20 protein-coding genes are annotated in these 24104 nt (G+C 73.2%); 5 read left to right on the top strand and 15 right to left on the bottom strand.

The window, feature by feature from the left end:
* Position 1: 1 nt before the first annotated feature.
* The 5 genes from ACZ56L_RS25385 to ACZ56L_RS25365 all read right to left on the bottom strand — a co-directional run bounded on the left by ACZ56L_RS25385 (position 2) and on the right by ACZ56L_RS25365 (position 5262).
* Positions 2 to 1198, bottom strand: a complete 1197-nt coding sequence (locus tag ACZ56L_RS25385; protein WP_345224797.1) for an acetylornithine transaminase — start codon at positions 1196 to 1198, stop codon at positions 2 to 4.
* The gene (gene argB / locus ACZ56L_RS25380) at positions 1195 to 2130 is read right to left on the bottom strand and encodes an acetylglutamate kinase (protein ID WP_345224795.1); all 936 of its coding nucleotides are present in this window, start codon (positions 2128 to 2130) and stop codon (positions 1195 to 1197) included. The genes ACZ56L_RS25385 and argB overlap by 4 nt, the downstream gene beginning before the upstream one ends.
* The gene (argJ, locus tag ACZ56L_RS25375) at positions 2127 to 3281 is read right to left on the bottom strand and encodes a bifunctional glutamate N-acetyltransferase/amino-acid acetyltransferase ArgJ (protein WP_468688153.1); all 1155 of its coding nucleotides are present in this window, start codon (positions 3279 to 3281) and stop codon (positions 2127 to 2129) included. The genes argB and argJ overlap by 4 nt, the downstream gene beginning before the upstream one ends.
* 88 nt (positions 3282 to 3369) lie before the next feature.
* Positions 3370 to 4398: an N-acetyl-gamma-glutamyl-phosphate reductase gene (gene argC / locus ACZ56L_RS25370; RefSeq protein ID WP_471066536.1), complete on the bottom strand. Its 1029-nt coding sequence runs from the start codon at positions 4396 to 4398 to the stop codon at positions 3370 to 3372.
* Positions 4399 to 4491: 93 nt separating this feature from the next.
* Positions 4492 to 5262: a hypothetical protein gene (locus ACZ56L_RS25365; RefSeq protein ID WP_471066534.1), complete on the bottom strand. Its 771-nt coding sequence runs from the start codon at positions 5260 to 5262 to the stop codon at positions 4492 to 4494.
* A 70-nt stretch (positions 5263 to 5332) separates the two neighbouring features.
* Between ACZ56L_RS25365 and ACZ56L_RS25360 the strand changes: the two genes are divergently transcribed.
* On the top strand, positions 5333 to 6130 hold the full coding sequence (locus tag ACZ56L_RS25360; RefSeq protein ID WP_471066532.1) for a hypothetical protein: 798 nt from the start codon (positions 5333 to 5335) through the stop codon (positions 6128 to 6130).
* A gap of 12 nt (positions 6131 to 6142) precedes the next feature.
* Here the strand turns inward: ACZ56L_RS25360 and ACZ56L_RS25355 are convergent, their stop codons facing one another.
* On the bottom strand, positions 6143 to 6952 hold the full coding sequence (locus ACZ56L_RS25355; RefSeq protein ID WP_345224787.1) for a siderophore-interacting protein: 810 nt from the start codon (positions 6950 to 6952) through the stop codon (positions 6143 to 6145).
* 233 nt (positions 6953 to 7185) lie between these two features.
* On the opposite strand from ACZ56L_RS25355, the gene ACZ56L_RS25350 reads away from it, so the two are divergent.
* On the top strand, positions 7186 to 7785 hold the full coding sequence (locus tag ACZ56L_RS25350) for a MauE/DoxX family redox-associated membrane protein (RefSeq protein WP_471066530.1): 600 nt from the start codon (positions 7186 to 7188) through the stop codon (positions 7783 to 7785).
* 321 nt (positions 7786 to 8106) lie between these two features.
* Here ACZ56L_RS25350 and ACZ56L_RS25345 read toward each other — a convergent pair whose 3' ends face one another.
* The 4 genes from ACZ56L_RS25345 to ACZ56L_RS25330 form a co-directional block, all read right to left on the bottom strand.
* Entirely contained in the window at positions 8107 to 10326 is a 2220-nt protein-coding gene (locus ACZ56L_RS25345; RefSeq protein ID WP_471066528.1) for an NADP-dependent isocitrate dehydrogenase, read from the bottom strand.
* Between the two features lie 210 nt (positions 10327 to 10536).
* Positions 10537 to 10911, bottom strand: a complete 375-nt coding sequence (locus ACZ56L_RS25340) for a nuclear transport factor 2 family protein (protein ID WP_345224779.1) — start codon at positions 10909 to 10911, stop codon at positions 10537 to 10539.
* Between the two features lie 224 nt (positions 10912 to 11135).
* Complete coding sequence (locus tag ACZ56L_RS25335; RefSeq protein WP_471066526.1) at positions 11136 to 12650, bottom strand: carboxylesterase/lipase family protein; 1515 nt, start codon at positions 12648 to 12650, stop codon at positions 11136 to 11138.
* A gap of 131 nt (positions 12651 to 12781) precedes the next feature.
* Complete coding sequence (locus ACZ56L_RS25330; protein WP_471066524.1) at positions 12782 to 13762, bottom strand: DMT family transporter; 981 nt, start codon at positions 13760 to 13762, stop codon at positions 12782 to 12784.
* On the opposite strand from ACZ56L_RS25330, the gene ACZ56L_RS25325 reads away from it, so the two are divergent.
* Complete coding sequence (locus ACZ56L_RS25325) at positions 13761 to 15197, top strand: aminotransferase-like domain-containing protein (RefSeq protein WP_471066522.1); 1437 nt, start codon at positions 13761 to 13763, stop codon at positions 15195 to 15197. The genes ACZ56L_RS25330 and ACZ56L_RS25325 overlap by 2 nt on opposite strands.
* Positions 15198 to 15227: 30 nt before the next feature.
* On the opposite strand, the gene ACZ56L_RS25320 is transcribed toward ACZ56L_RS25325, so the two are convergent.
* Positions 15228 to 16376 carry a glycoside hydrolase family 10-like protein gene (locus ACZ56L_RS25320; RefSeq protein WP_471066705.1) on the bottom strand — a complete coding sequence of 383 codons (1149 nt, stop codon included), beginning with the start codon at positions 16374 to 16376 and terminating at the stop codon, positions 15228 to 15230.
* Positions 16377 to 16604: 228 nt separating this feature from the next.
* On the opposite strand from ACZ56L_RS25320, the gene ACZ56L_RS25315 reads away from it, so the two are divergent.
* Together ACZ56L_RS25315 and ACZ56L_RS25310 are read left to right on the top strand one after the other, a co-directional pair.
* The gene (locus ACZ56L_RS25315) at positions 16605 to 17465 is read left to right on the top strand and encodes a 3-hydroxybutyryl-CoA dehydrogenase (RefSeq protein ID WP_345224771.1); all 861 of its coding nucleotides are present in this window, start codon (positions 16605 to 16607) and stop codon (positions 17463 to 17465) included.
* A gap of 189 nt (positions 17466 to 17654) precedes the next feature.
* The gene (locus tag ACZ56L_RS25310) at positions 17655 to 17912 is read left to right on the top strand and encodes a hypothetical protein (protein WP_345224769.1); all 258 of its coding nucleotides are present in this window, start codon (positions 17655 to 17657) and stop codon (positions 17910 to 17912) included.
* A 72-nt stretch (positions 17913 to 17984) separates the two neighbouring features.
* On the opposite strand, the gene ACZ56L_RS25305 is transcribed toward ACZ56L_RS25310, so the two are convergent.
* From ACZ56L_RS25305 to pheS, 4 genes are all read right to left on the bottom strand, one after another.
* Positions 17985 to 18545, bottom strand: a complete 561-nt coding sequence (locus ACZ56L_RS25305; RefSeq protein WP_401760802.1) for an NUDIX hydrolase — start codon at positions 18543 to 18545, stop codon at positions 17985 to 17987.
* 98 nt (positions 18546 to 18643) lie between these two features.
* Positions 18644 to 19996 carry a transcriptional regulator gene (locus tag ACZ56L_RS25300; protein WP_345224764.1) on the bottom strand — a complete coding sequence of 451 codons (1353 nt, stop codon included), beginning with the start codon at positions 19994 to 19996 and terminating at the stop codon, positions 18644 to 18646.
* A gap of 396 nt (positions 19997 to 20392) precedes the next feature.
* Entirely contained in the window at positions 20393 to 22921 is a 2529-nt protein-coding gene (pheT, locus tag ACZ56L_RS25295; RefSeq protein WP_471066519.1) for a phenylalanine--tRNA ligase subunit beta, read from the bottom strand.
* Positions 22921 to 24051 (bottom strand): phenylalanine--tRNA ligase subunit alpha, encoded by a 1131-nt coding sequence (gene pheS / locus ACZ56L_RS25290; RefSeq protein ID WP_401760806.1) that lies wholly within the window; start codon positions 24049 to 24051, stop codon positions 22921 to 22923. Before pheS ends, pheT begins: the two co-directional genes overlap by 1 nt.
* Positions 24052 to 24104 lie beyond the last annotated feature (53 nt).

Here is a 24104-nt window from a genome sequence, read left to right as displayed (position 1 = left end):
GTCATTCTCCGGATCGTCGGTCCCCGTGTGCCGTGTCGAGAACACCGGGGAGTGCTTGGAGGAACGCGTCCAGGATGTCGTCGCCGATGGTCAGGGCGGGCATGAGCCGTACGACATCCGGGGCGGGCGCGTTCACCAGGAAACCGGCGTCCTGAGCCGCCTGCGCCACCTGGGGGGCGCGGGACTCCGACAAGACGATACCCAGGAGCAGGCCCGCCCCCCTGACGTGGGACACCAGCGGGTGTCCGAGTGACTGGATTCCGTTGCGCAGCTTCTCGCCCTTGCGCTTGGCCGCGTCGAGGAGCCCGTCGGCGGCGAGCGTGTCCAGGACGGCGAGTCCGGCGGCGCAGGCGATCGGATTGCCGCCGAAGGTGGAGCCGTGGTGGCCGGGCCGCAGGAGGTCGGCGGAGGCTCCGTACGCGATCGTGGCTCCCAGCGGAAGACCGCCGCCCAGGGCCTTGGCGAGGGTCACGATGTCGGGGTCGACGCCCTCCTCGGCCTGGTGGGCGAGGAAGTGGCCGGTGCGGCCCGTTCCGGTCTGGACCTCGTCCAGAACCAGCAGGGTGCCGGTGGCCCGGGTGATCTCGCGGGCGGCCCGCAGGTAGCCGGGCGGGGGCACGACGACGCCGAGTTCGCCCTGGATGGGCTCGACGACCAGCAGTGCGGTGTCCTCGGTGACGGCCTCGCGCAGGGCCGCCACGTCTCCGTACGGTACGTGGGTGACCTCGCCGGGGAGCGGGAGGAACGGCGTCCGCTTGCCCTCCTGGCCGGTGAGGGCGAGCGCGCCCATGGTGCGGCCGTGGAAGCCGCCGGTCGTGGCGACCACGTGGGTGCGGCCGGTGAGCCGGCCGATCTTGAAGGCGGCCTCGTTGGCCTCGGCGCCCGAGTTGCTGAAGTAGACCTTGCCGGGGCGCCCCGAGAGCTCGATGAGGCGTTCGGCGAGCGCGACGGGGGGTTCGGCGACGTAGAGGTTGGAGACGTGGCCCAGGGCGGCGACCTGCCGGGAGACGGCCTCGACGACCGCCGGGTGGGCGTGGCCGAGGGCGTTGACCGCGATACCGCCGACGAAATCGGCGTACTCCTTGCCGTCGGCGTCCCGGAGGGTGGAGCCCGCACCGTGCACGAGGGCCAGCTCCGGGGTGCCGTAGTTGTCGGTGAGGGCGTGCCGCCACCGCCCGGTGAGGTCGGCGTTGCTCATGATTCCCCCTGGGTGAGCTGCTCGTCGGGCACGACCATCGTGCCGATTCCTTCGTCCGTGAAGATCTCCAGCAGGATCGAGTGCTGGACCCGCCCGTCGATCACGCGGGCGGTGTTCACGCCGTTGCGCACGGCGTGCAGGCAGCCCTGCATCTTGGGCACCATGCCGCTGGCCAGCTCGGGGAGGAGCTTCTCCAGTTCGGTGGCGGTGAGGCGGCTGATGACGTCGTCGCTGTGGGGCCAGTCCTCGTAGAGGCCCTCGACGTCGGTCAGGACCATCAGCGTTTCGGCGTCCAGCGCCGCAGCGAGTGCCGCAGCCGCCGTATCAGCATTGACGTTGTAGACACGTCCCCCCTCGGAGGCGTCCTGGGAGCGGGCGATCGAGGAGACGACCGGGATGCGGCCGTCCGCCAGGAGCGCCTCGACGGCACCCGTGTCGATCGCGGTGATCTCGCCGACCCGGCCGATGTCGACGGCCACGCCGTCGATCTGCGGGAAGTGCTGGGTGGCGGTGATGGTGTGCGCGTCCTCGCCGGTGATGCCGACGGCGAGGGGGCCGTGCTGGTTGAGCAGGCCGACCAGCTCGCGCTGGACCTGGCCCGCCAGGACCATCCGTACGACGTCCATGGCTTCGGGGCTGGTGACCCGCAGGCCCGCCTTGAACTCGCTGACGATGCCCGCCGCGTCCAGTTGCCTGCTGATCTGCGGGCCGCCGCCGTGCACGACGACGGGCTTCAGGCCCGCGTGGTGCAGGAAGACGACGTCCTGGGCGAAGGCCGCCTTCAGGTCCTCGTCGACCATGGCGTTGCCGCCGAACTTGATGACGACGGTCTTGCCCCGGTGGCGGGTGAGCCAGGGCAGGGCCTCGATGAGGATCTGCGCCTTGGGGAGGGCGGTGTGCTTGCGGGCCGTGGTCTTCTGGGGGCCGCTCATGAGGAGTACGCGCTGTTCTCGTGGACGTAGTCGGCGGTGAGGTCGTTCGCCCAGATCACGGCGGACTCGGAGCCCTCGGCGAGATCGGCGGTGATCTTGATCTCCCGGTAGCGCATGTCGACCAGGTCGCGGTCGTCGCCGACGGAGCCCTTCTTGCAGACCCAGACGCCGTTGATGGCGACGTTGAGCTCGTTCGGGTCGAAGGCGGCCTTCGTGGTGCCGATGGCGGACAGCACCCGGCCCCAGTTGGGGTCCTCGCCGTGCAGGGCGCACTTGAGGAGGTTGTTGCGGGCGATGGAGCGGCCGACCTCGACGGCGTCGTCCTCGGTGGCCGCGTTGATCACCTCGATGCGGATGTCCTTGCTGGCCCCTTCGGCGTCGCCGATGAGCTGGCGGGCGAGGTCGTCGCAGACGGTGCGCACGGCCGCCGCGAACTCGGCCTGGCCGGGGGCGACCCCGGACGCGCCCGAGGCGAGCAGCAGCACGGTGTCGTTGGTGGACATGCAGCCGTCGGAGTCGACCCGGTCGAAGGTCTGCCGGGTGGCGTCGCGCAGCGCCGCGTCGAGCACGGGGGCTTCGAGGTCGGCGTCGGTGGTGAGGACGACCAGCATGGTGGCCAGTCCCGGGGCGAGCATGCCCGCGCCCTTGGCCATGCCGCCGACCGTCCAGCCCGCCTCGCTGGTGTGCACGGACGTCTTGTGCACGGTGTCGGTGGTCTTGATGGCGATGGCGGCCTTCTCGCCGCCGTGGACGGAGAGCTCGGCGGCGGCCTTGTCGATGCCGGGGAGCAGCTTGTCCATGGGCAGGAGCACGCCGATCAGCCCGGTCGACGCGACGGCGACCTCGCCCGCACCGACGCCCAGCACGTCGGCGGCCTTCTCGGCGGTGGCGTGGGTGTCCTGGAAGCCCCGGGGGCCGGTGCAGGCGTTGGCGCCGCCGGAGTTGAGGACGACGGCCGCGATCTCACCGCCCTTGACAACCTGCTCGGACCACAGGACCGGGGCGGCCTTGACGCGGTTGGAGGTGAAGACGCCCGCGGCGGCCCGGCGCGGTCCGGTGTTGACCACGAGGGCCAGGTCCGGGTTGCCGTTCGCCTTGATCCCGGCGGCGATGCCCGCCGCCGTGAATCCCTGTGCTGCCGTGACGCTCACTGCATCTCCTTGTTCGCTTCTCCGCCCACGCAGCGCAGCGGCGCGGGATTTCTGATCGAGTGCGGCCCGGCGGCTGCGCGTGCGACGCTCACGGTGCCACTCCGATCGGGGAAAGGCCGGTGGACTCGTCGAGCCCGAGGGCGATGTTCATGCTCTGCACCGCGCCGCCGGCGGTGCCCTTGGCGAGGTTGTCGATGGCGCTGACGACGACGATCCGGTGGGCCGCCTCGTCGTACGCGACCTGGATCTGTGCGGCGTTGGAGCCGTACACGGACGCGGTGGCCGGCCACTGCCCCTCGGGAAGGAGCCGGACGAACGACTCGTCGGCGTACGCCTTCTCATAGGCGGCGCGCACGTCCGCGTACGTCACCCCGGGCCGGGCCTTCGCGCTGCTGGTGGCGAGGATGCCGCGCGGCATCGGGGCCAGCGTCGGCGTGAAGGAGACGGTGACCCGCTCCCCCGCGGCCGCGCTCAGGTTCTGGATCATCTCGGGGGTGTGCCGGTGGCCGCCGCCCACGCCGTACGGGGACATGGAGCCCATGACCTCGGACCCGAGCAGGTGCGGCTTCGCGGCCTTCCCGGCGCCCGAGGTGCCGGACGCGGCGACGATCACCGCCTCGGGCTCGGCAAGTCCGGCGGCGTACACCGGCACGAGGGCCAGCGAGACGGCCGTCGGGTAGCAACCGGGCACCGCGATGCGCTTGGACCCCTTCAGCGCGGCACGGGCGCCCGGCAGTTCGGGCAGGCCGTAGGGCCAGGTGCCGGCGTGCGGGGAGCCGTAGAACTTCTCCCAGTCGGCGGCGTCGGCGAGCCGGAAGTCGGCCCCCATGTCGACGACGAGGACCTCGTCGCCGAGCTGCTCGGCCACCGCAGCCGACTGGCCGTGCGGCAGTGCGAGGAAGACGACGTCATGCCCGGACAGCACCTCGGCGGTGGTCGGCTCCAGGACGCGGTCCGCCAGCGGCGCGAGGTGCGGCTGGACGCTGCCGAGCGTCTGACCTGCGTTGGAGTGGCCCGTGAGGGCTCCGATCTCCACCCCGGGGTGCACGAGGAGGAAACGCAGCAGTTCCCCGCCCGCGTATCCGCTCGCACCCGCCACTGCCGCCCTGACCACCATCGGACCCTCCTTGTCGATGGCATGACTATACGTATGAGTGCAGGTTTATGCAAAGCTCGTTTTTCGCCGGGGAGGGAGGTCGGGCCGCCCCTCTCACTCGTCGGGCAGGAGGAGCCAGATCTCGGAGAGGGCGAGGCCGTGGTCGTGAGTGGTCACGCCGCACGGGCAGCGCAGGGAGGTCAGGCGCCAGTCGCTGATCACGGTCCACGGGCCGTCCGTGTCGCCGCAGGCCGGACAGGCGAAGGTACGGGCCGTCCACACGCCCGGGGCAGGCCTGCCGTAGTGGCGGAAACGGCCCGGGTGGTGGGCTTGCCAGGGGGCGGTCGCGGGTGGGCGCGGGGTGCTGGTGGGCGGGTGCGGCGCGACCAGCTCGGTGAACAGGGCGCTCAGCGCGGGGAGCAGGGCCTCACCCGCCGCCGTGGGCGGGGCGGCGGACAGCTCCCCGTATCTCGGCGCCGCGGCGGCGGCCGGTGGTTTCGGGGCGGCGTGCCACGGCAGGAGGGCTCGGGCGACGGCTGCCAGGAGGGCGGTGACGGGCGGGTCGACCGCGTGGGCGTCGAGGTGGTGGAGGGTGGTGCGCAGGACGCGCTGAAGCCGCCGGTCGCGGTCGGTGACGATCGTGCGTACGGATGCTGCCCGCCGGGACGGGAGCGGAGCGGTGAGGCGGGCCAGGACGGCTGCCGCCGCGTGGGCGCCGGCGGCGGAGGGGCACCAGGCCCCGGTGGCCAGGAGGCGGCGGACGCGGGCGGACTCGCGGGTCAGGGCGCGGGTGGACAGGGGGCTGGAGGGTGTGAGGGGGTGCGGCTCGGGCACGGCGGGGTGCGGCTCGGGCACGGCGGGGGGCGGCTCGGGCTCAGGTGTCATGGCCGTCCTCCGTCGGCTGCCTGCCGCCCGTCGTGGGGCGCTGTCAGACCCAAGTGTCACACTGCGTCACATGAACCTGGTCGAGCTGACTTTCGAAGACTGGCGGGCCCTTGCCCCGGCCGCCGCCCGGCGTGCCGCCGAGGAGGCCGCACGACGGGTGGGGGGCCGGGTGGTCTCCGTGGAGACCGTCGCGCATCTCGGCGGGGTGCTGCACCGGGCTCGGATCGCGCGTGACGGGCGGGAGTTCGCGCTGATACCCGGCGGGGCGGTGGTACTCGGGGTCGACCTGGGGGCTTGGCGGCCGACGCCCGCGCAGGAGGCGGACTTCGCGGCGAGTGCGGCGCAGGGGCTCGCGCCGGGGCCGGATCTGCGGGCCCATCTCGCGCAGGTGCTCAGCCCCCGGCGCAGGACGCTGCTGCCGACGGTGCTGATGGCCGTCGAGGCGGAGGAGTTGGACGGGCCTCCCGGGGAGGCGTCGGAAGCCCTCGCTGCGCGGGGGCTGCGGCTGCCGAGCGCGGACGAGTGGGAGCACGCGTGCGGGGCGGGCGCGGAGACCCTGTTCCGGTGGGGTGACGCATGCCCGCTCGACTGTGATCCGTACGGGAGCAGGACCGGTCCGCACCGGGAGCCGAACGCCTTCGGGCTGCGCATCGCATACGACACCTACCACGCGGAGTTGAGCGCTGATCCCGCATCGGTGCACGGCGGGGACGGCGGCGAGTCGGTGTGCGGCGGGTACGGGAACCTGCTCGCCTGGCTGCCGCTGGCCACCGCCCACCGCAATCCGGGAACGGCCCGGTTCGTGTACGGGGAGGAGGGGGAGGACGCCTGGGACGACTTCCGGGTACGGCCCGTGCTCGCCCTGTGAATCCCGGCGGCCTCAGCGCCAGTAACCGGTGAAGGTCACCGCGTCCTTGGGGAAGCCCCGCTCGGTGACCAGGTGGCGGCGGACTCCGGTGGCGAGGTGCCGGCCGCCCGCGGTCCAGGCGTATCCGGGACCCGGGGGGAAGGCGGCGGCGCGGACGGCCGCGAGAGCCGTGTCGCCGACGGGGGTGCCGGGCGGCCGGGTCAGCCAGTGGAGGGTGGTGCCGGGGCGCGTGGCGACGGGCTGGGCGTCGTCGGCGTCCGGGAGTTCGACGTAGACCTCGGTGGGAACGTCGGACGGGGTCGAGCCGAGGATGCCGAGGATCGCGGGGAGCGCGCTCTCGTCGCCGACGAGCAGATGCCAGGCGGTGCGCTCCGGGGGCAGGAAGGTGATGCCCTCGTCGAAGATGCCGATCTCGTCGCCGGGCGTCGCGTCGTGGGCCCACTGCGAGGCGGGGCCGAGCCTGCCGTCGGCGTCCTCGTGGAGGACGAAGTCGACGTCGAGTTCGGCGCCTTCGCCGTGGCGGCCCTCGGCGCGGTGGTCGCGGACGGTGTAGTTGCGGCCGATGGGGCGGGTGTCCTTGGACATGAGCAGGTACTCCGCGGCCCAGAGCCCGCTGGTGCGCTTCGGGAGGCGGAGCACGCCCTCGGCCGTGGGCAGGAAGACCCGGAACCACTGGTCGTACCCCATGGGCACGAAGCGGTTCAGGGCCTCGCCGCCCAGGGTGACGCGGACGAAGCCCGGGCTGATCCGCTCGCGCGCCACCACGCGCAGGACGAGGAACTCCCGCCGCTCGGGCTTTCGATGCTTGCCGTCCTTGGCCATGCCGTTCACCCCTCAACTAAGTTAGGTGAGGCTAACCTAACACCGGCTCGGGCTGGTGGGTACCGTCGGACGGCGCGGTGCCGCGGGGGCGCGCAAGGGTGCCGGAAGGACGCCGGGCCGGTCGGTCAACGGGGCCCGGCGGGTGCCGCGTTGACGGAATCGCACCTGTTGCCCCTGGGGCGGGTGAGGTTAGATGGCGGCTGCCGAGGTACCGGGAGAAGTGAGGTCGGCCCGTGGATGTGGGTTACGTCGTGCTGGCGTGCCGCGTGCTCGTCGCGATGGTGTTCGTGGCCTCCGCGGCGAGCAAGCTGCTCTCGGCCGCCTCGTTCCGGTCGTTCGTGACGGCGACGCGGGACATGGCGGTGCCCGGCGTGCTCGCCCCCGCCGTCGCGGTGTGCGTGGTGGCGGGAGAGCTCGGCGCGGCGGCGCTGCTGGTGCTGTGGCCGGGGGGAACGGCCGGTTTCGTCGTGGCGGGAGTGCTGCTCGTGGCGTTCACGGCGGGGATCGCGGGCGTGCTCCTGCGGGGCAAGGACCAGTCCTGCAACTGCTTCGGGTCCACCACCGCGCCGATCGGGCCCCGGCACGTGGTGCGCAACGCGGCGTTGCTGGCGGTGGTGGCGGCCGGGCTGCTCTGCCAGGCCCCCTGGGAGGGCGGAACGCACTGGGCGGGCGTGGTGGCGGCCTCCGTCGCCGGGGTGGTCGGGGCGGCGCTGGTGCTGTCGACGGACAGTCTGGCGGAGCTCTTCACGAAGGGGTCCGCCGGGGCCACCGGGGACACGGGGACTCCCGGACCGCCGAGGGCGGCCGGAACCGGGGCGGACGGCCGCCGCTGACGGACGCACCGCGCGAGCGCCGGGCGCGCGGGGGCAGGGGTTGACGGGCCGCCTCGGTTGCAGGGCCCGGTCCTCGCCCGTACGGGACACCCCGCCGCCGAGGCGGTACGGCGCGGGGGACGACGGCCCCGGCCCGGCTGGTACGGCCCGCGCCGACGCGGGTGACGGCGGTCCGTACGCCGGGCGGCGCGGCCCCGCCCATCCGGGACTCGCCTCTCCCGGCTCCGCCTTGAGAACCGTCCCCGCGCGGCCCCCGACACGGAACCGCCCCGGCCGGTGAAGTACCGGCCGGGGCAGTCCTGTTGACGTGGCGTCAGAGGATCAGGCGAGGGTCGCCAGCGCCTCGTTCAGCGTCTTCGACGGGCGCATGACGGCCGAGGCCTTCTTCGCGTCCGGCTGGTAGTAGCCGCCGATGTCGACCGGCGAGCCCTGCACGGCGATCAGCTCGGAGACGATGGTCTCCTCCTGCTCGGCCAGCTTCGCGGCCAGCGAGCCGAACGCCTCGGCGAGCGCGGCGTCGTCGGTCTGCTTCGCCAGTTCCTGGGCCCAGTACAGGGCCAGGTAGAAGTGGCTGCCGCGGTTGTCGATGCCGCCCAGCTTGCGGCTCGGGGACTTGTCCTCGTTGAGGAAGGTGCCCGTGGCGCGGTCCAGGGTGTCGGCGAGCACCTGGGCGCGCGCGTTGCCCGTGGTGGTGGCGAGGTGCTCGAAGGAGACGGCCAGCGCCAGGAACTCGCCGAGGGAGTCCCAGCGGAGGTAGTTCTCCTTGACGAGCTGCTGGACGTGCTTGGGGGCGGAGCCGCCGGCGCCCGTCTCGAAGAGGCCGCCGCCGTTCATCAGCGGGACCACGGAGAGCATCTTGGCGCTGGTGCCCAGCTCCAGGATCGGGAAGAGGTCCGTCAGGTAGTCGCGGAGGACGTTGCCGGTCACCGAGATGGTGTCCTCGCCGCGGCGGATGCGCTCCAGGGAGTACGCGATGGCCTTGACCGGCGACATGATCTCGATGGTGAGACCGTCGGTGTCGTGGTCGCCGAGGTACTTCTTGACCTTGGTGATGAGCTGCGCGTCGTGGGCGCGCTCCTCGTCCAGCCAGAACACGGCCGGGACGCCGGTGGCGCGGGCGCGGGTGACGGCCAGCTTGACCCAGTCCTGGATCGGGAGGTCCTTGGTCTGGCACATGCGGAAGATGTCGCCGGCGCCGACGGCCTGCTCCAGGACCGCGTTCCCGGCGGCGTCGACGACGCGGACCGTGCCCGAGGTCTGGATCTCGAAGGTCTTGTCGTGGGAGCCGTACTCCTCGGCCTTCTGCGCCATCAGGCCGACGTTCGGGACGGAGCCCATGGTGGCCGGGTCGTAGGCGCCGTGGGCGCGGCAGTCGTCGATGACGACCTGGTAGATGCCCGCGTACGAGGAGTCCGGGAGGACCGCGAGGGTGTCGGCCTCGTTGCCGTCCGGGCCCCACATGTGGCCGGAGGTGCGGATCATCGCGGGCATCGAGGCGTCGACGATGACGTCGGACGGCACGTGCAGGTTGGAGATGCCCTTGTCGGAGTCGACCATGGCCAGCTCGGGGCCCTCGGCGAGCTCGGCGTCGAAGGACGCCTTGATCTCGGCGCCCTGCGGGTGCGACTCCAGGCCCTTGTAGATGCCGCCGAGGCCGTCGTTCGGGGTCAGGCCCGCGGTGGCCAGGACGTCGCCGTACTGGGCGAAGGTCTTGGGGAAGAAGGCGCGGACCACGTGGCCGAAGATGATCGGGTCGGAGACCTTCATCATCGTGGCCTTGAGGTGCACGGAGAACAGGACGCCCTCGGACTTGGCGCGGGCGAGCTGCGCGGTGAAGAACTCGCGCAGGGCGGCGACGCGCATCACCGAGGCGTCGACGACCTCACCGGCGAGGACGGGGACGGACTCGCGCAGGACGGTGATGGTGCCGTCGTCGCCGGCCAGCTCGATGCGGAGGGAGCCCGCGTCGGCGATCACGGCGGACTTCTCGGTGGAGCGGAAGTCGTCGGCGCCCATGGTGGCGACGTTGGTCTTGGACTCCGGGGTCCACTTGCCCATGCGGTGGGGGTGGGCCTTGGCGTAGTTCTTGACCGAGGCGGGGGCGCGGCGGTCGGAGTTGCCCTCGCGCAGGACCGGGTTGACGGCGGAGCCCTTGACCTTGTCGTACCGGGCGCGGACGTCCTTGTCCTCGTCGGACTTCGGGTCGTCCGGGTAGTCCGGAAGTGCGTAGCCCTGCGCCTGGAGCTCGGCGATCGCGGCCTTGAGCTGCGGGATCGAGGCCGAGATGTTGGGCAGCTTGATGATGTTGGCGCCGGGCGTCTTGGCCAGCTCGCCGAGCTCGGCGAGGGCGTCGTCGATCCGCTGCTCCTCCTTCAGGCGCTCGGGGAAGCTCGCGATGATGCGACCCGCGAGGGAGATGTCACGGCTCTCGACCGTGACACCGGCCGTGGAGGCGTAGGCCTCCACGACGGGCAGGAACGAATACGTCGCGAGGGCCGGGGCCTCGTCGGTGTGCGTATAGATGATGGTCGAGTCAGTCACCGGGTACTCCGCTCCACGTCTGCAACATTGCTTGACGTCAAGATATCTCGTGAGCGGGGATGGGGGTGACGTGGGGGCGGGCGGGACGGGCCCGCCCCGGGTGACCTGGGCGGGCCCTTCCCGGTGACCTGGGCAGGTCCGTCCCGGTGACCTGGACGGGGCCGTCCCGGGTGCCCCCGCCGCGGCCCGCGCGGGGCCGGGCCGCTCGTCTCAGGCTCCCGGCAGCCGGTCCAGGAAGCCCTTCACGGAGGACACCCGGCCGTCCGCCGCGACCGTGGCCACGTCGAAGCCCGCGACGGGCGCGGAGCCGTCCGCCGGGGAGACCAGCTCCCAGGTGAACCGGACGATGTCGTGGTGCCCGTCGGGCTCGCCCACGAGCCGGAACTCGAAGCCGGGGAACTGGGCGTGCGCCCCGGCGATCATCTCCGTCACCTCCGCGTGCCCGCGCACGTCGGCGACCGGGTCGGTGTAGGCGGCGTCCTCGGTGAAGGCGGCCGCGACGGCCTTGGCGAGGTCGTCGGGCCCGGTGGTGGCGTTCCAGGCGGCGAAGTAGCTCTGCAGGGCGGTGCGGAAGTCGGCGCTCATGACGGTCTCCTCTGGGTCCCGCGAACGGGAGTCTGCCGTACGGATGTCTGCCGTACGGGGATGTGCCGCGCGGACGTGTGCCGTGCGGATACCTGCCGTACGGGTGTCCGCCGTACGGATTCGGGTGCGCCGCCGGTGTGTTTCCCCGGCGGCATCCCCACGGTCTCCCCACCGCGGCCGGGCGTCGATTACTCCGCGGGTAAGGGGCCGGTGGCCGGCCCCGGTCAGGGCCGTTCGGGGCCGAAGTCCACTTCCCGCCATGCCTCGCGCGGCGGGCCGTCGGCGGTGGCCGCGCCCCAGATCCGTACGGGACCGCCCTCCCCGGCTTCGTACGGCTGCCAGCCCGGGTTCCCGGTCGCCGCGAACTCGGCCCAGGCGCGCACGAGGGCGGCGGACAGCTCGTCGTCCCCGGCCAGGGGCGGCCCGCCGATGAGGAACTCCAGCGCGGGATCGTGGTGGTTGCCGAAGGCGAAGGGGACGTCCGCGCAGTGCCAGGCCCGCACGAGGGGCGTTCCGTCGGCTGCGGTGCGCCGCCGGGCGAAGCGGGACAGGTAGGCGCGGCCCCCGGCGCGGACGTGGGCGTTGGCGACGCGGTGGCTGTACTCGGCGAAGGCCCGGTCGCCCAGGAGCGCGAGGTGGACGTCGGGGACGGACGCGCCGGGCATCCGGTCCCGGTAGGCGGCGGGCAGGGCGGCGGGAAGTCCGAAGTCGGCGCAGAAGCGGGCGAGTTCGGCCTCCGTCTCCACCGGGGCGGTGCTGCCGACGGCGTCGAAGAGCCGGCTCTCCTCGGTGGTGTGGCAGACCAGCAGGTCCACTCCGGCGAGCCGGGCGGCGGCGTGCGCGGCGAGAGGGTCGGCGGGCAGGTCCGTGCCGTCGGCGACCGGACCGTACAGAACGGGATCGTAGCGCCTGCGCCCGATTCCCGCGTCCTGCCGCCAGGCCGCCGCCACCTGATCGGACGCGGCCACCAGCGCCGCCGGGGACGCCCCGAGCAGGCCGTCGGCGGTGGGCACGACACCGGCCTGCGCCGCCACCGTGCGGGTGACCTCCTCGGCCAACTCGCCCGAGAAGCAGGGCCCGACGGGGCTGTGCGCGATGACCCGGCCGAACAGCCCGCGCGCCTCCTCGCGCAGCAGCAGGCTCACCGCGGAGGTGGCCCCGGCGGACTGGCCGGCGACGGTGACGCGCCCGGGGTCGCCGCCGAGGGCCGCGATGTTCGCGGCGACCCAGCGCAGCGCGGTGACCTGGTCGAGCAGTCCCCGGTTCGCGGGGAATTCCGCCCCGCCGCCCGGGACGTGCCCGAACCCCTCGAAGCCCAGGCGGTAGTTGAGGGTGACGACCACCAGACCGGCCCGGGCCAGGACCGTGCCGTCGAAGTCGGGCTGGGCGCCGGAGCCGAAGGTGTACGCGCCGCCGTGCAGCCAGACGAGGACCGGCAGTCCCGAACCGCCCCGCGGGGACCAGACGTTGAGGGTGAGGACGTCCTCGTCCCCGGGCGACCAGGAGGGCGCGCCGGGCAGTTCGGCCGACTGCGGGGCGACGGGCCCGTGGGCGGTGCAGTCGCGCACGCCGTCCCAGGGCAGGGGCGGCTGCGGGGCCCGGAAGCGGTTCGGCCCGAACGGCGGTGCGGCGTAGGGGATTCCGAGGTGGCGGAGGACGCCGGGGGCTGCCTCGGCGCCCCGGACGAGTCCCTCCCGTACGCGGATCGGAGCAGGAAGGGGCTGGGCGGACTGCCGCATGCGCAGAGGGCTCCCGACGGGAAGGGTGGGCGGAGGGGGTCACGGTAACGGGCGGGCGCGCCGCGATCACGGGATTTTCCGGCCCGGCGGGGGCGGCGGGAGGGGCGGGTCACCGCCTCCCGGTGCGGCCTTCAGGCCCGCACCCGCTGGGTGACCGCGATGCACACCAGCACCGCCACCGCCGCGACCGGCGCCGCCACCGGCAGCACCTCGCCCAGCAGCAGCACCGACCACACCAGCGTCAGCAGCGGCTGCGCCAACTGGAGTTGGCTGGCGCGGGCGACGCCGATCTCGGCCATCCCCCGGTACCAGACCACCAGGCCCAGGAACTGCGAGCCGACCGCCACCCACAGCAGTCCGGCCACCGCCTTCCCCGTCAGGTGCACCGGTTCCACGGCCAGGGCGACCGCCGCGGCCGGCGCCGCCACCGGCAGGCACATCACCAGCGCCCACCCGATGACCTGCCAGCCCGGCATCACCCGGGCCAGCCGTCCGCCCTCGGTGTATCCGGCCGCGCACACCAGCAGCGCCCCGAAGAGGTAGAGGTCCGCGCCGGACAGGGCGCCCCCGCTCTGCTGCACGGTGAAGGCGATCACGACGGCCGCCCCGGCCAGTGCCGCCGCCCAGAAGGCCCGGGAGGGCCGGTGGCCGGTGCGTACGGCCGAGAGGACGGCGGTGGTCAGCGGCAGCAGGCCGACCACCACGGCCGCGTGGGCGGTGGTCGAGCTCTGAAGGGCCAGGGTGGTCAGCATCGGGAAGCCGAGGACGACGCCGACGCCGACGACGGCCAGACCGCCCCAGTGCCGCCGCCCGGGCACGGGGACCCGCAGGGCGAGCAGCGCGCCGCCCGCGACGAGGGCGGCCAGGACGCTCCGTACGGACACCAGCGTCCACGGTCCGAAGCCGTCGAGGCCCCAGGCGGTGGCGGGAAAGGTGAGCGAGAAGGCGACCACCCCGAACGCGGCGAACACGGTCCCCCGGCGGGCCCGCCCGGCGTCCGGGGCCTGGGCGCGCGGCGCGGCGACGGGAGTTCCCGGCGAGCTCTCCGGGTGCTTCGGTGAGCCGTCAACTGCTATCGCGTTGTGGGCAGTAGCGCTATTGTGTGCGTTCATGCATGAGCGTAGCAGCGTCTCCGAGCTGGCATCAGCCCTCCGGGAGGATCTCCACCGCTACTCCCCCGGTGGAAAGCTGCCGTCCAGCCGGGCCCTCGTCGAGCAGTACCGGGTCAGTCCCGTCACCGTCTCCCGGGCGCTCGCCCGGCTCGCCGCCGAGGGACTCGTGGAGACGCGGCCCGGCGCCGGGGCGTTCCGGTGCGCGGACCGGCGTACGCAGGCGCGTGCGGCCGGTGACACCTCCTGGCAGGAGGTCGCGCTCAGCGCCGAGGGGGCCACCGACCAGGTGCCGCGCGCGGTCGACGCGACGGGCGTGCTGGTCACCCTGTCCGCGCCCGCCACCGGGGTGATCGAGTTCAACGGCGGTTATCTGCACGCCTCCCTCCAGCCGGAGCAGGCGATGGCCGCCGCCCTCGGCCGGGCCGGACGGCGGCCGGGGGCCTGGGGCAGGCCGCCCGTGGAGGGCATCGACGAGCTGCGTGCCTGGTTCGCGCGGGGCATCGGCGGGGCGATCACCGCCGCCGACGTACTGATCGCCGCGGGCGGCCAGAGCGCGCTGACCACGACGCTGCGCGCCCTCGCGCCGCCCGGCTCGGCCGTGCTGGTCGAGTCGCCGACGTACCCCGGCCTGCTCGCCGTCGCACGGGCGGCGGGACTGCGGCCGGTGCCGGTGCCGGTGGACGCGGACGGGGTGCGTCCCGACCTGCTGGAGGCCGCCTTCCGGGCGACCGGGGCCCGGGTCTTCATCTGCCAGCCCCTCTTCCAGAACCCGACCGGCGCGGTGCTCTCGGCCGCGCGCCGCCCGGAGGTCCTGCGCATCACGCGGGCGGCGGGGGCCTTCCTGGTCGAGGACGACTTCGTGCGGCGCCTGGTGCACTCGGACGCGGGGCCGCTGCCCCGGCCGCTGGCGGCGGACGACCAGGAGGGCGTCGTCGTGCACGTCTGCTCGCTCACCAAGGCCACCTCCCCCAGCTTCCGGGTGTGCGCGCTGGCGGCGCGCGGGCCGGTCCTGGAGCGGCTGCGCGCCATCCAGGTGGTGGAGAACTTCTTCGTGCCGCGGCCCCTCCAGGAGGCGGCGGTCGAGCTGGTCGGCTCCCCCGCCTGGCCGCGCCACCTGCGCACGGTCTCGGCGGAGCTGCGCGAGCGCCGGGACGCCCTGGTCTCCGCCCTGCGCCTGCGCCTCCCGGAACTGGCCCTCCCCCACGTGCCCTCGGGCGGCTACCACCTGTGGCTGCGCCTGCCGGACGGCGTGGACGAGCCGGCCGTGGTCTCCGCCGCCCTGCGCGCGGGCGTGGCGGTCGCGCCGGGCCGCCCCTACTTCAGCGCGGAGCCGCCGGCGGCGCACCTCAGGCTGAGCTTCGCGGCGGTGGCGAGCACCGCGGAACTCGGGGAGGGCGTGCGGAGACTGCGTACGGCCTGCGACGCGATCGGCTGAGGCGTCCCGCGCCGCGGAGAGGCCCCCGGATCAGTAGTGGTCCGCCACCACCCGGCGCATCGCCCCGATCCGGTCCTCGGCCACCTCCCGCCCGGAGAAGAAGACATGCCCCCGGACCTCCGGGTGGGACCGGGCCAGCGTCAGGTGCCGCGACAGCTCGGCCGGGTCCTGCCATGCGGCGGGCTGCGCCGGGTCCCCCGCCTTGTACAGCGCCTCCCCGACGTAGAGGTCGACCCCCGTCCCCCGCACCGCCCGCGCCCACCACCCCACCAGCTCCGCGTAGTCCGCCGCCGCGAACCCGACATGCCAGTACAACTGCGGGCAGATGTAGTCGAGCCACCCTTCCCGCACCCACTTCCGGGTGTCCGCGTACAGGTCGTCGTACGTGCCCACGCCCGCCCTGGTCCGTGACCCCTCGGGGTCCTTGTCGGCGTTGCGCCACACCCCGAAGGGGCTGACCCCGAAGCGCACCCCGGGCCGCACCCGCCGGATCCGCTCCCCCATTTCCCGTACGAGCGCGTCCGTCGTGTGCCGCCGCCAGTCCCCCACCGTGGCGAAGCCGCTCCCGTACCGCGCGAAGGCGTCCGCGTCGTCGAAGACCTCGCCGGCCACCGGGTACGGGTAGAAGTAGTCGTCGAAGTGCACGGCGTCCACCGGGTACCGGCGCACCGCGTCGAGCATCGCGTCCTGCACGAAGCGGCGGACCTCCGGGAGCCCGGGGTGGTAGTACAGCTTGCCGCCGTAGCGGATCACCCACTCCGGGTGCACCCGTGCCGGATGGGACGCGACGAGACGTCCGGGGTCTGTGTGATTCGCCACCCGGTACGGGTTGAACCAGGCGTGCAGTTCCAGCCCCCTGCGGTGGGCCTCCTCGACCGCCGTGCCCAGCGGGTCCCATCCGGGGTCCCCGCCCTGCCTCCCGGTGAGGCACTCCGCCCAGGGCTCGTACGGCGACGGCCACAGCGCGTCGGCGGTCGGCCGTACCTGGAGCACCACCGCGCCGAGCTTTCTGCGTACCGCGGTGTCCAGGTGAACCAGCAGCTCAGCGCGTTGTTGATCAGCGGTGAGGCCCTTGCGGGACGGCCAGTCCCGGTTGGCGACCGAGGCCAGCCACATGCCCCGCATCTCCCGCTCGCGGCGCGGCGCCGGATGCCCCGCCGCGCTCTGTGTCAGGGACAGCGCGCCGAGCGCGCCGACCGCCGCGGCCACAAGCCGCCTTCGTGCGACATGTCCCACCAAACAACACCTCACCGCTCCGGTACGGACCCACTGTCCGGCACAGCATGCCCGCCCTCCCGGCCGGAACGCGTCAGGCGCGGAGTAACGTCGGGGGTTCACGGCGGGCCCCCGGCGACACCGGCAGGGCCCCCGTCACCCAGAGCGTGACCGTAGAGCGAAAGGCACGATGTGACCGACATCGAACGCGTCGGAGTGGTGGGCTGCGGCCAGATGGGCGCCGGCATCGCGGAGGTGTGCGCCCGCAGCGGCCTTGAGGTCAAGGTCGCCGAGACCACGGGCGAGGCCCTGGAGATCGGCCGTACGCGCCTCTACAACTCCCTCTCGAAGGCCGCCGAGCGCGGCAAGATCTCCGAGGAGGAGCGCGACGCGGCGCTGGCGCGCCTGAGCTTCACCACCGACCTCGGCGAGTTCGCCGACCGCGACCTCGTGATCGAGGCCGTCGTGGAGAACGAGCAGGTCAAGACGGAGATCTTCCAGGTCCTGGACCAGGTGGTGACCCGCCCGGACGCGATCCTGGCGTCCAACACCTCCTCCATCCCGCTGGTGAAGCTGGCCGTCGCCACCTCCCGCCCGGACGCCGTCATCGGCATCCACTTCTTCAACCCGGCACCCGTGCAGAAGCTCGTCGAGCTGATCCCGGCGCTCACCACGTCCGAGGGCACGATCAGCCGGGCGCACGCCATGGTGGAGAAGATCCTCGGCAAGCACGCCATCCGCGCCCAGGACCGCTCCGGCTTCGTGGTGAACGCGCTGCTGATCCCGTACCTGCTCTCGGCCATCCGGATGTTCGAGTCCGGCATCGCGTCCCGCGAGGACATCGACAACGGCATGGAGCTGGGCTGCGCCCACCCGATGGGCCCGCTGAAGCTGGCGGACCTGATCGGGCTGGACACGGTCGCCTCGGTGGCGGACTCGATGTACGCCGAGTTCAAGGAGCCGCTGTACGCCGCCCCGCCGCTGCTCCAGCGGATGGTGGACGCGGGCCGGCTCGGCCGCAAGACGGGCTCGGGCTTCTACCCGTACGGCTAGGCACGCAGCGTCACCCCGCCACGTCAGCGCCCCCCGCACTCCTGATTCGCACGGAGTGTGCGGAGGCGCGCGCGGTGTGCGGGGTGCGCTCGCATATGCCCCGAACACACGCTCCCGCCCTGCGCGCAAAGGGAGTTGACTCACCGTCACACCATTCGAGTCGACTCTCCCGTGAAGGAGCGGTACATCGTGGCCACCGAACCCGAGCAGAGCGTGGTCGTGGACGAACTCGCGGAGGTGCGCCGCCGCCTCGACGTGGGACTGGCCCACATCGAGGGACGGCTCGCCGTGCAGACGCTGCGTGACGACCAGAACGACAAGGACCTCGCCGATCTGGTCGCCCGCGTCAGCGCCCTGGAGCACACCCGCTGGCCGCTGCCCTCGGTGGCGGCGCTCACCGCACTCGGCGCGCTCGCCGTCACCCTGTGGCAGGCCATCGGGCGCTAGGCGCCGTACGTATCGGCCCGACCGTGCGCACTGCCTGCCCGACCGTACGTACCGCCTGCCCGGCCGTACGTACTACCTGTTGGAGCCGGAGGCCAACTCCCCCTGGCCCAGCCGGAGGTGATACAGCATCAGCAGCCCGGCCGCCATGTTGGCGGCCGGGACCTCACCCCGGGCGATCATGTCCGGGATGAGCCTCAGCGGTATCCACTCGCGGCGCGAGGACTCGAAGTCGTCCTCGGGGTAGCCGGTGTACGTGGCGCCCTCCGCCCAGTACAGGTGGTGCCGGGCGTCGGTGAGGCCGTTGGACGGCTCGACGGTGAGCAGGTGGCGCAGCGGCCCCGGCCGCCACCCCGTCTCCTCCTCCATCTCGCGGGCCGCGGCCGCCTCGACGTCCTCCCCGTCCTCGACGACGCCCGCGGCCAGTTCCCAGCCCCAGCTGTCGGTGATGAAGCGGTGGCGCCAGAGCATCAGCACCTCGTTCGCCTCGTTGACGGCCGTCGCGACGGCCACGGCGCGCAGGCGGATGAGGAAGTGGTCCAGATGACGGCCGTTGGGGAGTTCGACGTCCGCGAGATTCACCCGGAACCACGGGTTCTCATACACAGTTTGTTCGTTTAGGTTCGTCCACTGCACAGTTCTGCCACCTTCCGGCACGTAGATGCACGTAGATGGCAACATCGCAGTAGCGCAGCGCTGGGGGAACCAGCACTCGACGGACCTTCGCAGCGGCCCTACAGGGGAATGCGCAACGCCCCGTCGATCATTTCGGCCGCCTCGTCGGCCTCGGCGCAGCCGCTGGCCGCCAGATGTTCACGCACGGCCCGCAGCCGGTCTCTCAAACGCTGGGACTCCATGCCCCGCGCCTGCTCGGCCATCTCGACCGCGGTGGCCACCGCCCGGTCGGCCTCGCCCTGCCGCAGCTCGACATGGGTGAGGATCGCGAGCCGGTGCACCCGGCCGCGGTCGTGTGCGCGGGTGTCGACCGCCGCCGCCGCGTGCTCCCGCGCGGTGCTGAGGTCCCCCATGCTGAGCAGCGCCTCCGCCACCTGCACATTGACCAGACCCGGCTGGACGTACCCGGTCTCGTCCGGCTCGCGGCCGGGGCGGATGCGGTCGGCGGCCTTCTCGGCCCGCCGGATGCAGGCGAGCGCGCTCGTCCCGTCCCCGAGGTGGGCGTAGGACTTGGCCTGCATCGCGTAGAGGTCGGCGGCCAGCGCCGGGGTGATCTCACGCCCGGCGGCCCGCAGCGCGGCCTCGGCGAAGGCGACCGCCTGACGGTACTCCCGCATGAACAGCGACTGGTTGACGAGCAGCGCGATGACGTACGCGCCGAGCCCCCGGTCGCAGCTCGCCTTGGCGAGCCGCAGGGCCTGGTGGAAGTACCGCTGGGCGAGCCCCTGAGCGTCCGAGTCGTACGCGCAGATGCCCGCGATCGCCACCAGCCCGCCGGTGGCGCGGTGCAGTTGGCGGCCCGTCGTGTCGTTGTAGCCGCCGCGCAGCAGGGGCGCGGTCTCGGAGTTGAGGAAGCCGACGATGCGGGTGCGGGTGGCGATGCCGCCGGCCTTGCGGTACATCTGCTCGTAGTGCGCCCGGGCGGCCTTGAGGGTCTCGATGTCCGCGAGGTTCACATGCGTCTGCCCGGACCGGGACACGTCGGAGTCCTCGGGCGGGTTCTCCCACTCCCAGACCGGCATCACGGCCGGGGTGCCGGTGACGGCGGGCGCGCCGAGGACGTGCGGGCGCTGCTGTTCGTCGGAGCGCCACAGGGCGGTGGCGCGCTCCACGAACCCCGAGAGGGTCGAGTGCGATCCGCTGTCCGGCGGCGTCGCGTCGCCCCGCACGCCGCCGAGGCCGATGTCGTCGAGCGCGACCTGGCGGCGCAGGCGGGTGCTGAGCACCTCGCAGATCAGGTCGGGGGCCTGGCCGCGCGGCCGCTGCCCCTTGAGCCACCGGCGCACCGCCGTGTGGTCGTAGCGGAGCGCCAACCCCCGTTTCTTCCCCGCCTGGTTGACATGGGCGGCGAGACCCGCCTGGGAGATCCCCGCTTCGTCGAGCAGGGCGTCGAGGAGTGCATTGGGCTGCATGGGAGCGCCTCCGGATGACGTCAGTCGTGCATCAGCGTAGTACCGGGGCGTTCACACGGGGGGTGAACGGAATACCCGCATCCGCCCCCTTCACCCACTCCCGCCCCACCCCGTGAACTCGGTTGACTGAACTGCCTCGCAAGAGGCGGCCGGGCCGTCGGCTCCCCCCTCCATCAGTGCGGCGGCCCGTTCCCCACCCCCCGCCCGCCCCGCCCGGCCGACCTGCACCTCCGCGGCGGGGCGGGCGGCGGCGTCACGCGGCCGGAACGACCGCGTCCGCCGTTCGTGCCGCTGTGCGCACATCGTCCGCAGAGCTCACCCCATGGGTGAGGGGCACACCCGTGTCCCGGATGTGCCCCTCGACAACCCCTTCGACGGGGGTTCCCCGTCAGGGTGTTACGCCCCGCGCAGCACGGCTCCCGTGTGCTCGGCCGCGAGCGCCACCGCCGCGTCGCGGGCGGCCGAGGCCTCCTCGACGGTCAGCGTGCGGTCGGCGGCCCGGAAGCGCAGCGCGTACGCCAGGGACTTGCTTCCCTCGCCGAGCTGCTCGCCGGTGTAGACGTCGAACAGGCGGATGTCCTCCAGGAGTTCACCCGCGCCCTCACGCAGCCACCGCTCGACCTCGACGTTCGGCACGGCGGCGTCGACGACCAGGGCGACGTCCTGGGTGGCGACCGGGAAGGTGGAGATCCGGGGCGCGACCAGCACGCCCTGTCCCGCCTTCTCCAGCACGTCCAGGTCCAGCTCCATCGCGCAGGTGCGCTCGGGCAGGTTCATCGCCTTGATGACACGCGGGTGCAGCTCACCCGCGTACCCGATGACCTGCTCCTCGCCGTCGACGACGACCGACAGCGCGGCGCAGCGGCCCGGGTGCCAGGGGGCGTTCGCCGCGGCGGCGACGACCAGGTCGGCGCCGGCCTCGCGGGCCAGCACACGGCCGGCCTCGACCGCGTCGGCCCAGGTCGCCGGGCGGCCCCTGCCCCACCAGCCGGCCTGCTCGCGGGCGCCCGCGAGGACGACGGCGGCGTGCCGGGGCTGGGCGGGCAGCGAGGCGTTGAGCTGCGCGATCTCCTCGTCGGTGGGACGGCGGTCGACGGGCGGCCGGACGGCCTTCGTCTCCTCGCCGGTGGGCCGGAAGACCAGCCCGGTCTCGAAGAGCGCCAGATCGTGCGACCCGCGTCCGTCGTTGCGGCGCAGCGCGCCGAGCAGGCCCGGCAGCAGCGTCGTACGGAGCGCGGGCTCCGTGTCGGCGAGCGGGTTGACCAGCGTGACGGTGGTGCGGCGCGCGTCGTCGGCGGCCAGTTGGAGCTGGTCGAAGACGGCGTCCCCGACGAAGGGGTAGCTCAGCGCCTCGACGTAACCGGCGCCCGCGAGCGCGCGGCCGACGCGGCGGTGCAGGCGCTGGCGCTCGGTGAGGCCGCGGCCGGACGGCGGGGTCGGCAGCGTGGAGGGCAGGTTCTCGTAGCCCTCCAGGCGGATGACCTCTTCGGCCAGGTCGTTGGGGAAGGCCAGGTCGGGCCGCCAGGACGGCACGGTCACGACGAGTTCGTCGGTGCCGTAGACGTCGCAGCCGACCTCCTGGAGGCGGCGCACGACGGTCTCGCGGCCGTAGGCCACGCCCGCGACCCGGTCCGGGTGGTCCGCCCGCATGGCGATGGAGCGGGGCGCGGAGGGCGCGATGACCTCGGTGACCCCGGCCTCGGCGGTGCCGCCCGCGAGCAGCACGAGCAGGTCGACGCAGCGCTGGGCGGCGGCCGGCCCGGCCTCCGGGTCCACCCCGCGCTCGTAGCGCTTGGAGGCCTCGGAGGTCAGCTTGTGGCGGCGCGAGGCACGCGCGATGGTCAGCGCGTCGAAGTGCGCCGCCTCGACGACGATCTCGGTCGTCCCCTTGGCCTCGCCGGTCTCGGCGTCGATCTCGACGTCGGCGACCTCGGTGTTGGCCCCGCCCATGACGCCGGCCAGGCCGATCGGCCCGCGGTCGTCGGTGATGACGAGGTCCTCGGCGTCCAGGACGCGCTGGGCCCCGTCGAGCGTCGTGAACTTCTCGCCCTGCTCGGCGCGGCGGACGCCGATGGTGCCCTGGATGCGGGAGCGGTCGTACGTGTGCAGGGGCTGGCCCAGCTCCAGCATCACGTAGTTGGCGATGTCCACGGCGAGCGAGAGCGGGCGCATGCCCGCCTTCTGGAGGCGGCGCTGCAGCCAGATCGGCGAGCGGGCCTCCGGGTCGAGCCCGGTGACGGTGCGCGCGGTGAAGCGGTCGCAGCCCTGCGGGTCGCTGATCTTCACCGGGTAGCCGTACGAGTTCGGCGCGGGGACGTCGAGCAGCGCCGGGTCGCGCAGCGGCAGCCCGTACGCGGTGGCGGTCTCGCGGGCGATGCCGCGCATCGACAGGGCGTAGCCCCGGTCGGGGGTGACCGCGATGTCGAGCACCTCGTCCACGAGCTCCAGCAGCTCGATGGCGTCGGTGCCCGGCTCGTACTCCGGCGGCAGCACGATGATGCCGCCGCTGCCGTCGTCGCCCATGCCCAGCTCGTCGCCGGAGCAGATCATGCCGTGCGAGGTCTTGCCGTACGTCTTGCGCGCGGCGATCGCGAAGTCGCCGGGCAGCACGGCGCCCGGGAGGACCACGACGACCTTGTCGCCGACGGCGAAGTTGCGTGCGCCGCAGACGATCTCCTGCGGCTCGCCGGTGCCGTTGGCGGAGCCGACGTCCACCGTGCAGAAGCGGATCGGCTTCTTGAAGCCCTCCAGCTCCTCGACGGTCAGGACCTGGCCGACGACCAGCGGGCCCTTGATGCCGCCGCCGGTCTGCTCGACCGTCTCGACCTCAAGTCCTGCGGACACCAGCTTGGCCTGCACGTCACGGCCGGTCTCGGTGGCGGGGAGGTCGACGTACTCCCGCAGCCAGGAAAGCGGGACCCGCATCAGATCTCCATCCCGAAGGGCCGAGTGAAACGCACGTCACCCTCGACCATGTCTCGCATGTCTTCCACGTTGTGCCGGAACATCAGCATCCGCTCGATGCCGAAGCCGAAGGCGAACCCGCTGTACTTCTCCGGGTCGACGCCGCAGGCCACCAGGACCTTCGGGTTGACCATGCCGCAGCCGCCCAGCTCGATCCAGCCCTCGCTGCCGCAGGTGCGGCAGGGCCGGTCCGGGTTGCCGACGGACTCGCCGCGGCAGACGTAGCAGACCATGTCCATCTCGGCGGACGGCTCGGTGAAGGGGAAGTAGTTGGGGCGCAGCCGGGTCTTCATGCCCTCGCCGAAGAGCGCCTGGACCATGTGGTCCAGGGTGCCCTTGAGGTCCGCCATCGTCAGGCCCTCGTCGACGGCCAGCAGCTCGATCTGGTGGAAGACCGGGGTGTGCGTGGCGTCGAGCTCGTCGGTGCGGTAGACGCGGCCGGGGCACACCACGTACACCGGCGGCTCGCGGCGCTCGAGGAGCGCGCGGGCCTGCACCGGGGAGGTGTGGGTGCGCAGCACGACACCGGATTCGTCGTTCTTCGCGCCGTCCTCGCCCTGTACGAAGAAGGTGTCCTGCATCTGCCGCGCCGGGTGGTCCGGCACGAAGTTCAGGGCGTCGAAGTTGAACCACTCGGCCTCGACCTCGGGGCCCTCGGCAACCTCGTAGCCCATCGCCACGAAGACGTCGGCGACGCGCTCCATGAAGGTGGTCAGCGGGTGCCGGGCGCCGGCCGGGGTGCGGTCGTGGGGCAGCGTGACGTCCACCGCCTCCTCGACCAGCACGCGCTCGTCGCGCTCGGCCTCCAGGACCGCGAGGCGGGCGGCCAGGGCCTTGTTCACCGCGCCGCGCGCCATGCCGACGCGCTTGCCCGCCTCGGCCTTGGCCTGGGGCGGGAGCGCGCCGATCTCGCGGTTGGCCAGCGACAGCGGCGAGGTGGGCCCGGTGTGCGCGGTCTTGGCGTGCGTCAGCGCGTCGAGGTCGGCGGCGGCCTCGAAGGCGGCGAGCGCCTCGTCGCGCATGCGCTCGATCTCTTCGGGTTTCAGCGCCTCGACCTCGACAGGGTCGTACGACTTATTGGGTGCGGACATCTCTTCCCGTACTTCCGATGGCTGGTGGGCGGCCCCGCTCGACACGTGTGAGG

The organism is Streptomyces sp. NPDC039736, assembly GCF_055596485.1.
Note: the sequence above shows the minus strand (reverse complement) of the source record. Positions and strands in the feature narration are given on the sequence as shown.

What these genes read in the sequence shown, in the direction of transcription:
- ACZ56L_RS25365 (WP_471066534.1), bottom strand. Translation starts at nt 5,262, where the DNA reads ATGACACCTGAGCCCGAGCCGCCCCCCGCCGTGCCCGAGCCGCACCCC.
- ACZ56L_RS25385 (WP_345224797.1), bottom strand. Translation starts at nt 1,198, where the DNA reads ATGAGCAACGCCGACCTCACCGGGCGGTGGCGGCACGCCCTCACCGAC.
- ACZ56L_RS25325 (WP_471066522.1), top strand. Translation starts at nt 13,761, where the DNA reads ATGCATGAGCGTAGCAGCGTCTCCGAGCTGGCATCAGCCCTCCGGGAG.
- ACZ56L_RS25355 (WP_345224787.1), bottom strand. Translation starts at nt 6,952, where the DNA reads ATGGCCAAGGACGGCAAGCATCGAAAGCCCGAGCGGCGGGAGTTCCTC.
- argC (WP_471066536.1), bottom strand. Translation starts at nt 4,398, where the DNA reads ATGGTGGTCAGGGCGGCAGTGGCGGGTGCGAGCGGATACGCGGGCGGG.
- ACZ56L_RS25335 (WP_471066526.1), bottom strand. Translation starts at nt 12,650, where the DNA reads ATGCGGCAGTCCGCCCAGCCCCTTCCTGCTCCGATCCGCGTACGGGAG.
- pheT (WP_471066519.1), bottom strand. Translation starts at nt 22,921, where the DNA reads ATGCGGGTCCCGCTTTCCTGGCTGCGGGAGTACGTCGACCTCCCCGCC.
- ACZ56L_RS25340 (WP_345224779.1), bottom strand. Translation starts at nt 10,911, where the DNA reads ATGAGCGCCGACTTCCGCACCGCCCTGCAGAGCTACTTCGCCGCCTGG.
- ACZ56L_RS25330 (WP_471066524.1), bottom strand. Translation starts at nt 13,762, where the DNA reads ATGAACGCACACAATAGCGCTACTGCCCACAACGCGATAGCAGTTGAC.
- pheS (WP_401760806.1), bottom strand. Translation starts at nt 24,051, where the DNA reads ATGTCCGCACCCAATAAGTCGTACGACCCTGTCGAGGTCGAGGCGCTG.
- ACZ56L_RS25360 (WP_471066532.1), top strand. Translation starts at nt 5,333, where the DNA reads ATGAACCTGGTCGAGCTGACTTTCGAAGACTGGCGGGCCCTTGCCCCG.
- argB (WP_345224795.1), bottom strand. Translation starts at nt 2,130, where the DNA reads ATGAGCGGCCCCCAGAAGACCACGGCCCGCAAGCACACCGCCCTCCCC.
- ACZ56L_RS25300 (WP_345224764.1), bottom strand. Translation starts at nt 19,996, where the DNA reads ATGCAGCCCAATGCACTCCTCGACGCCCTGCTCGACGAAGCGGGGATC.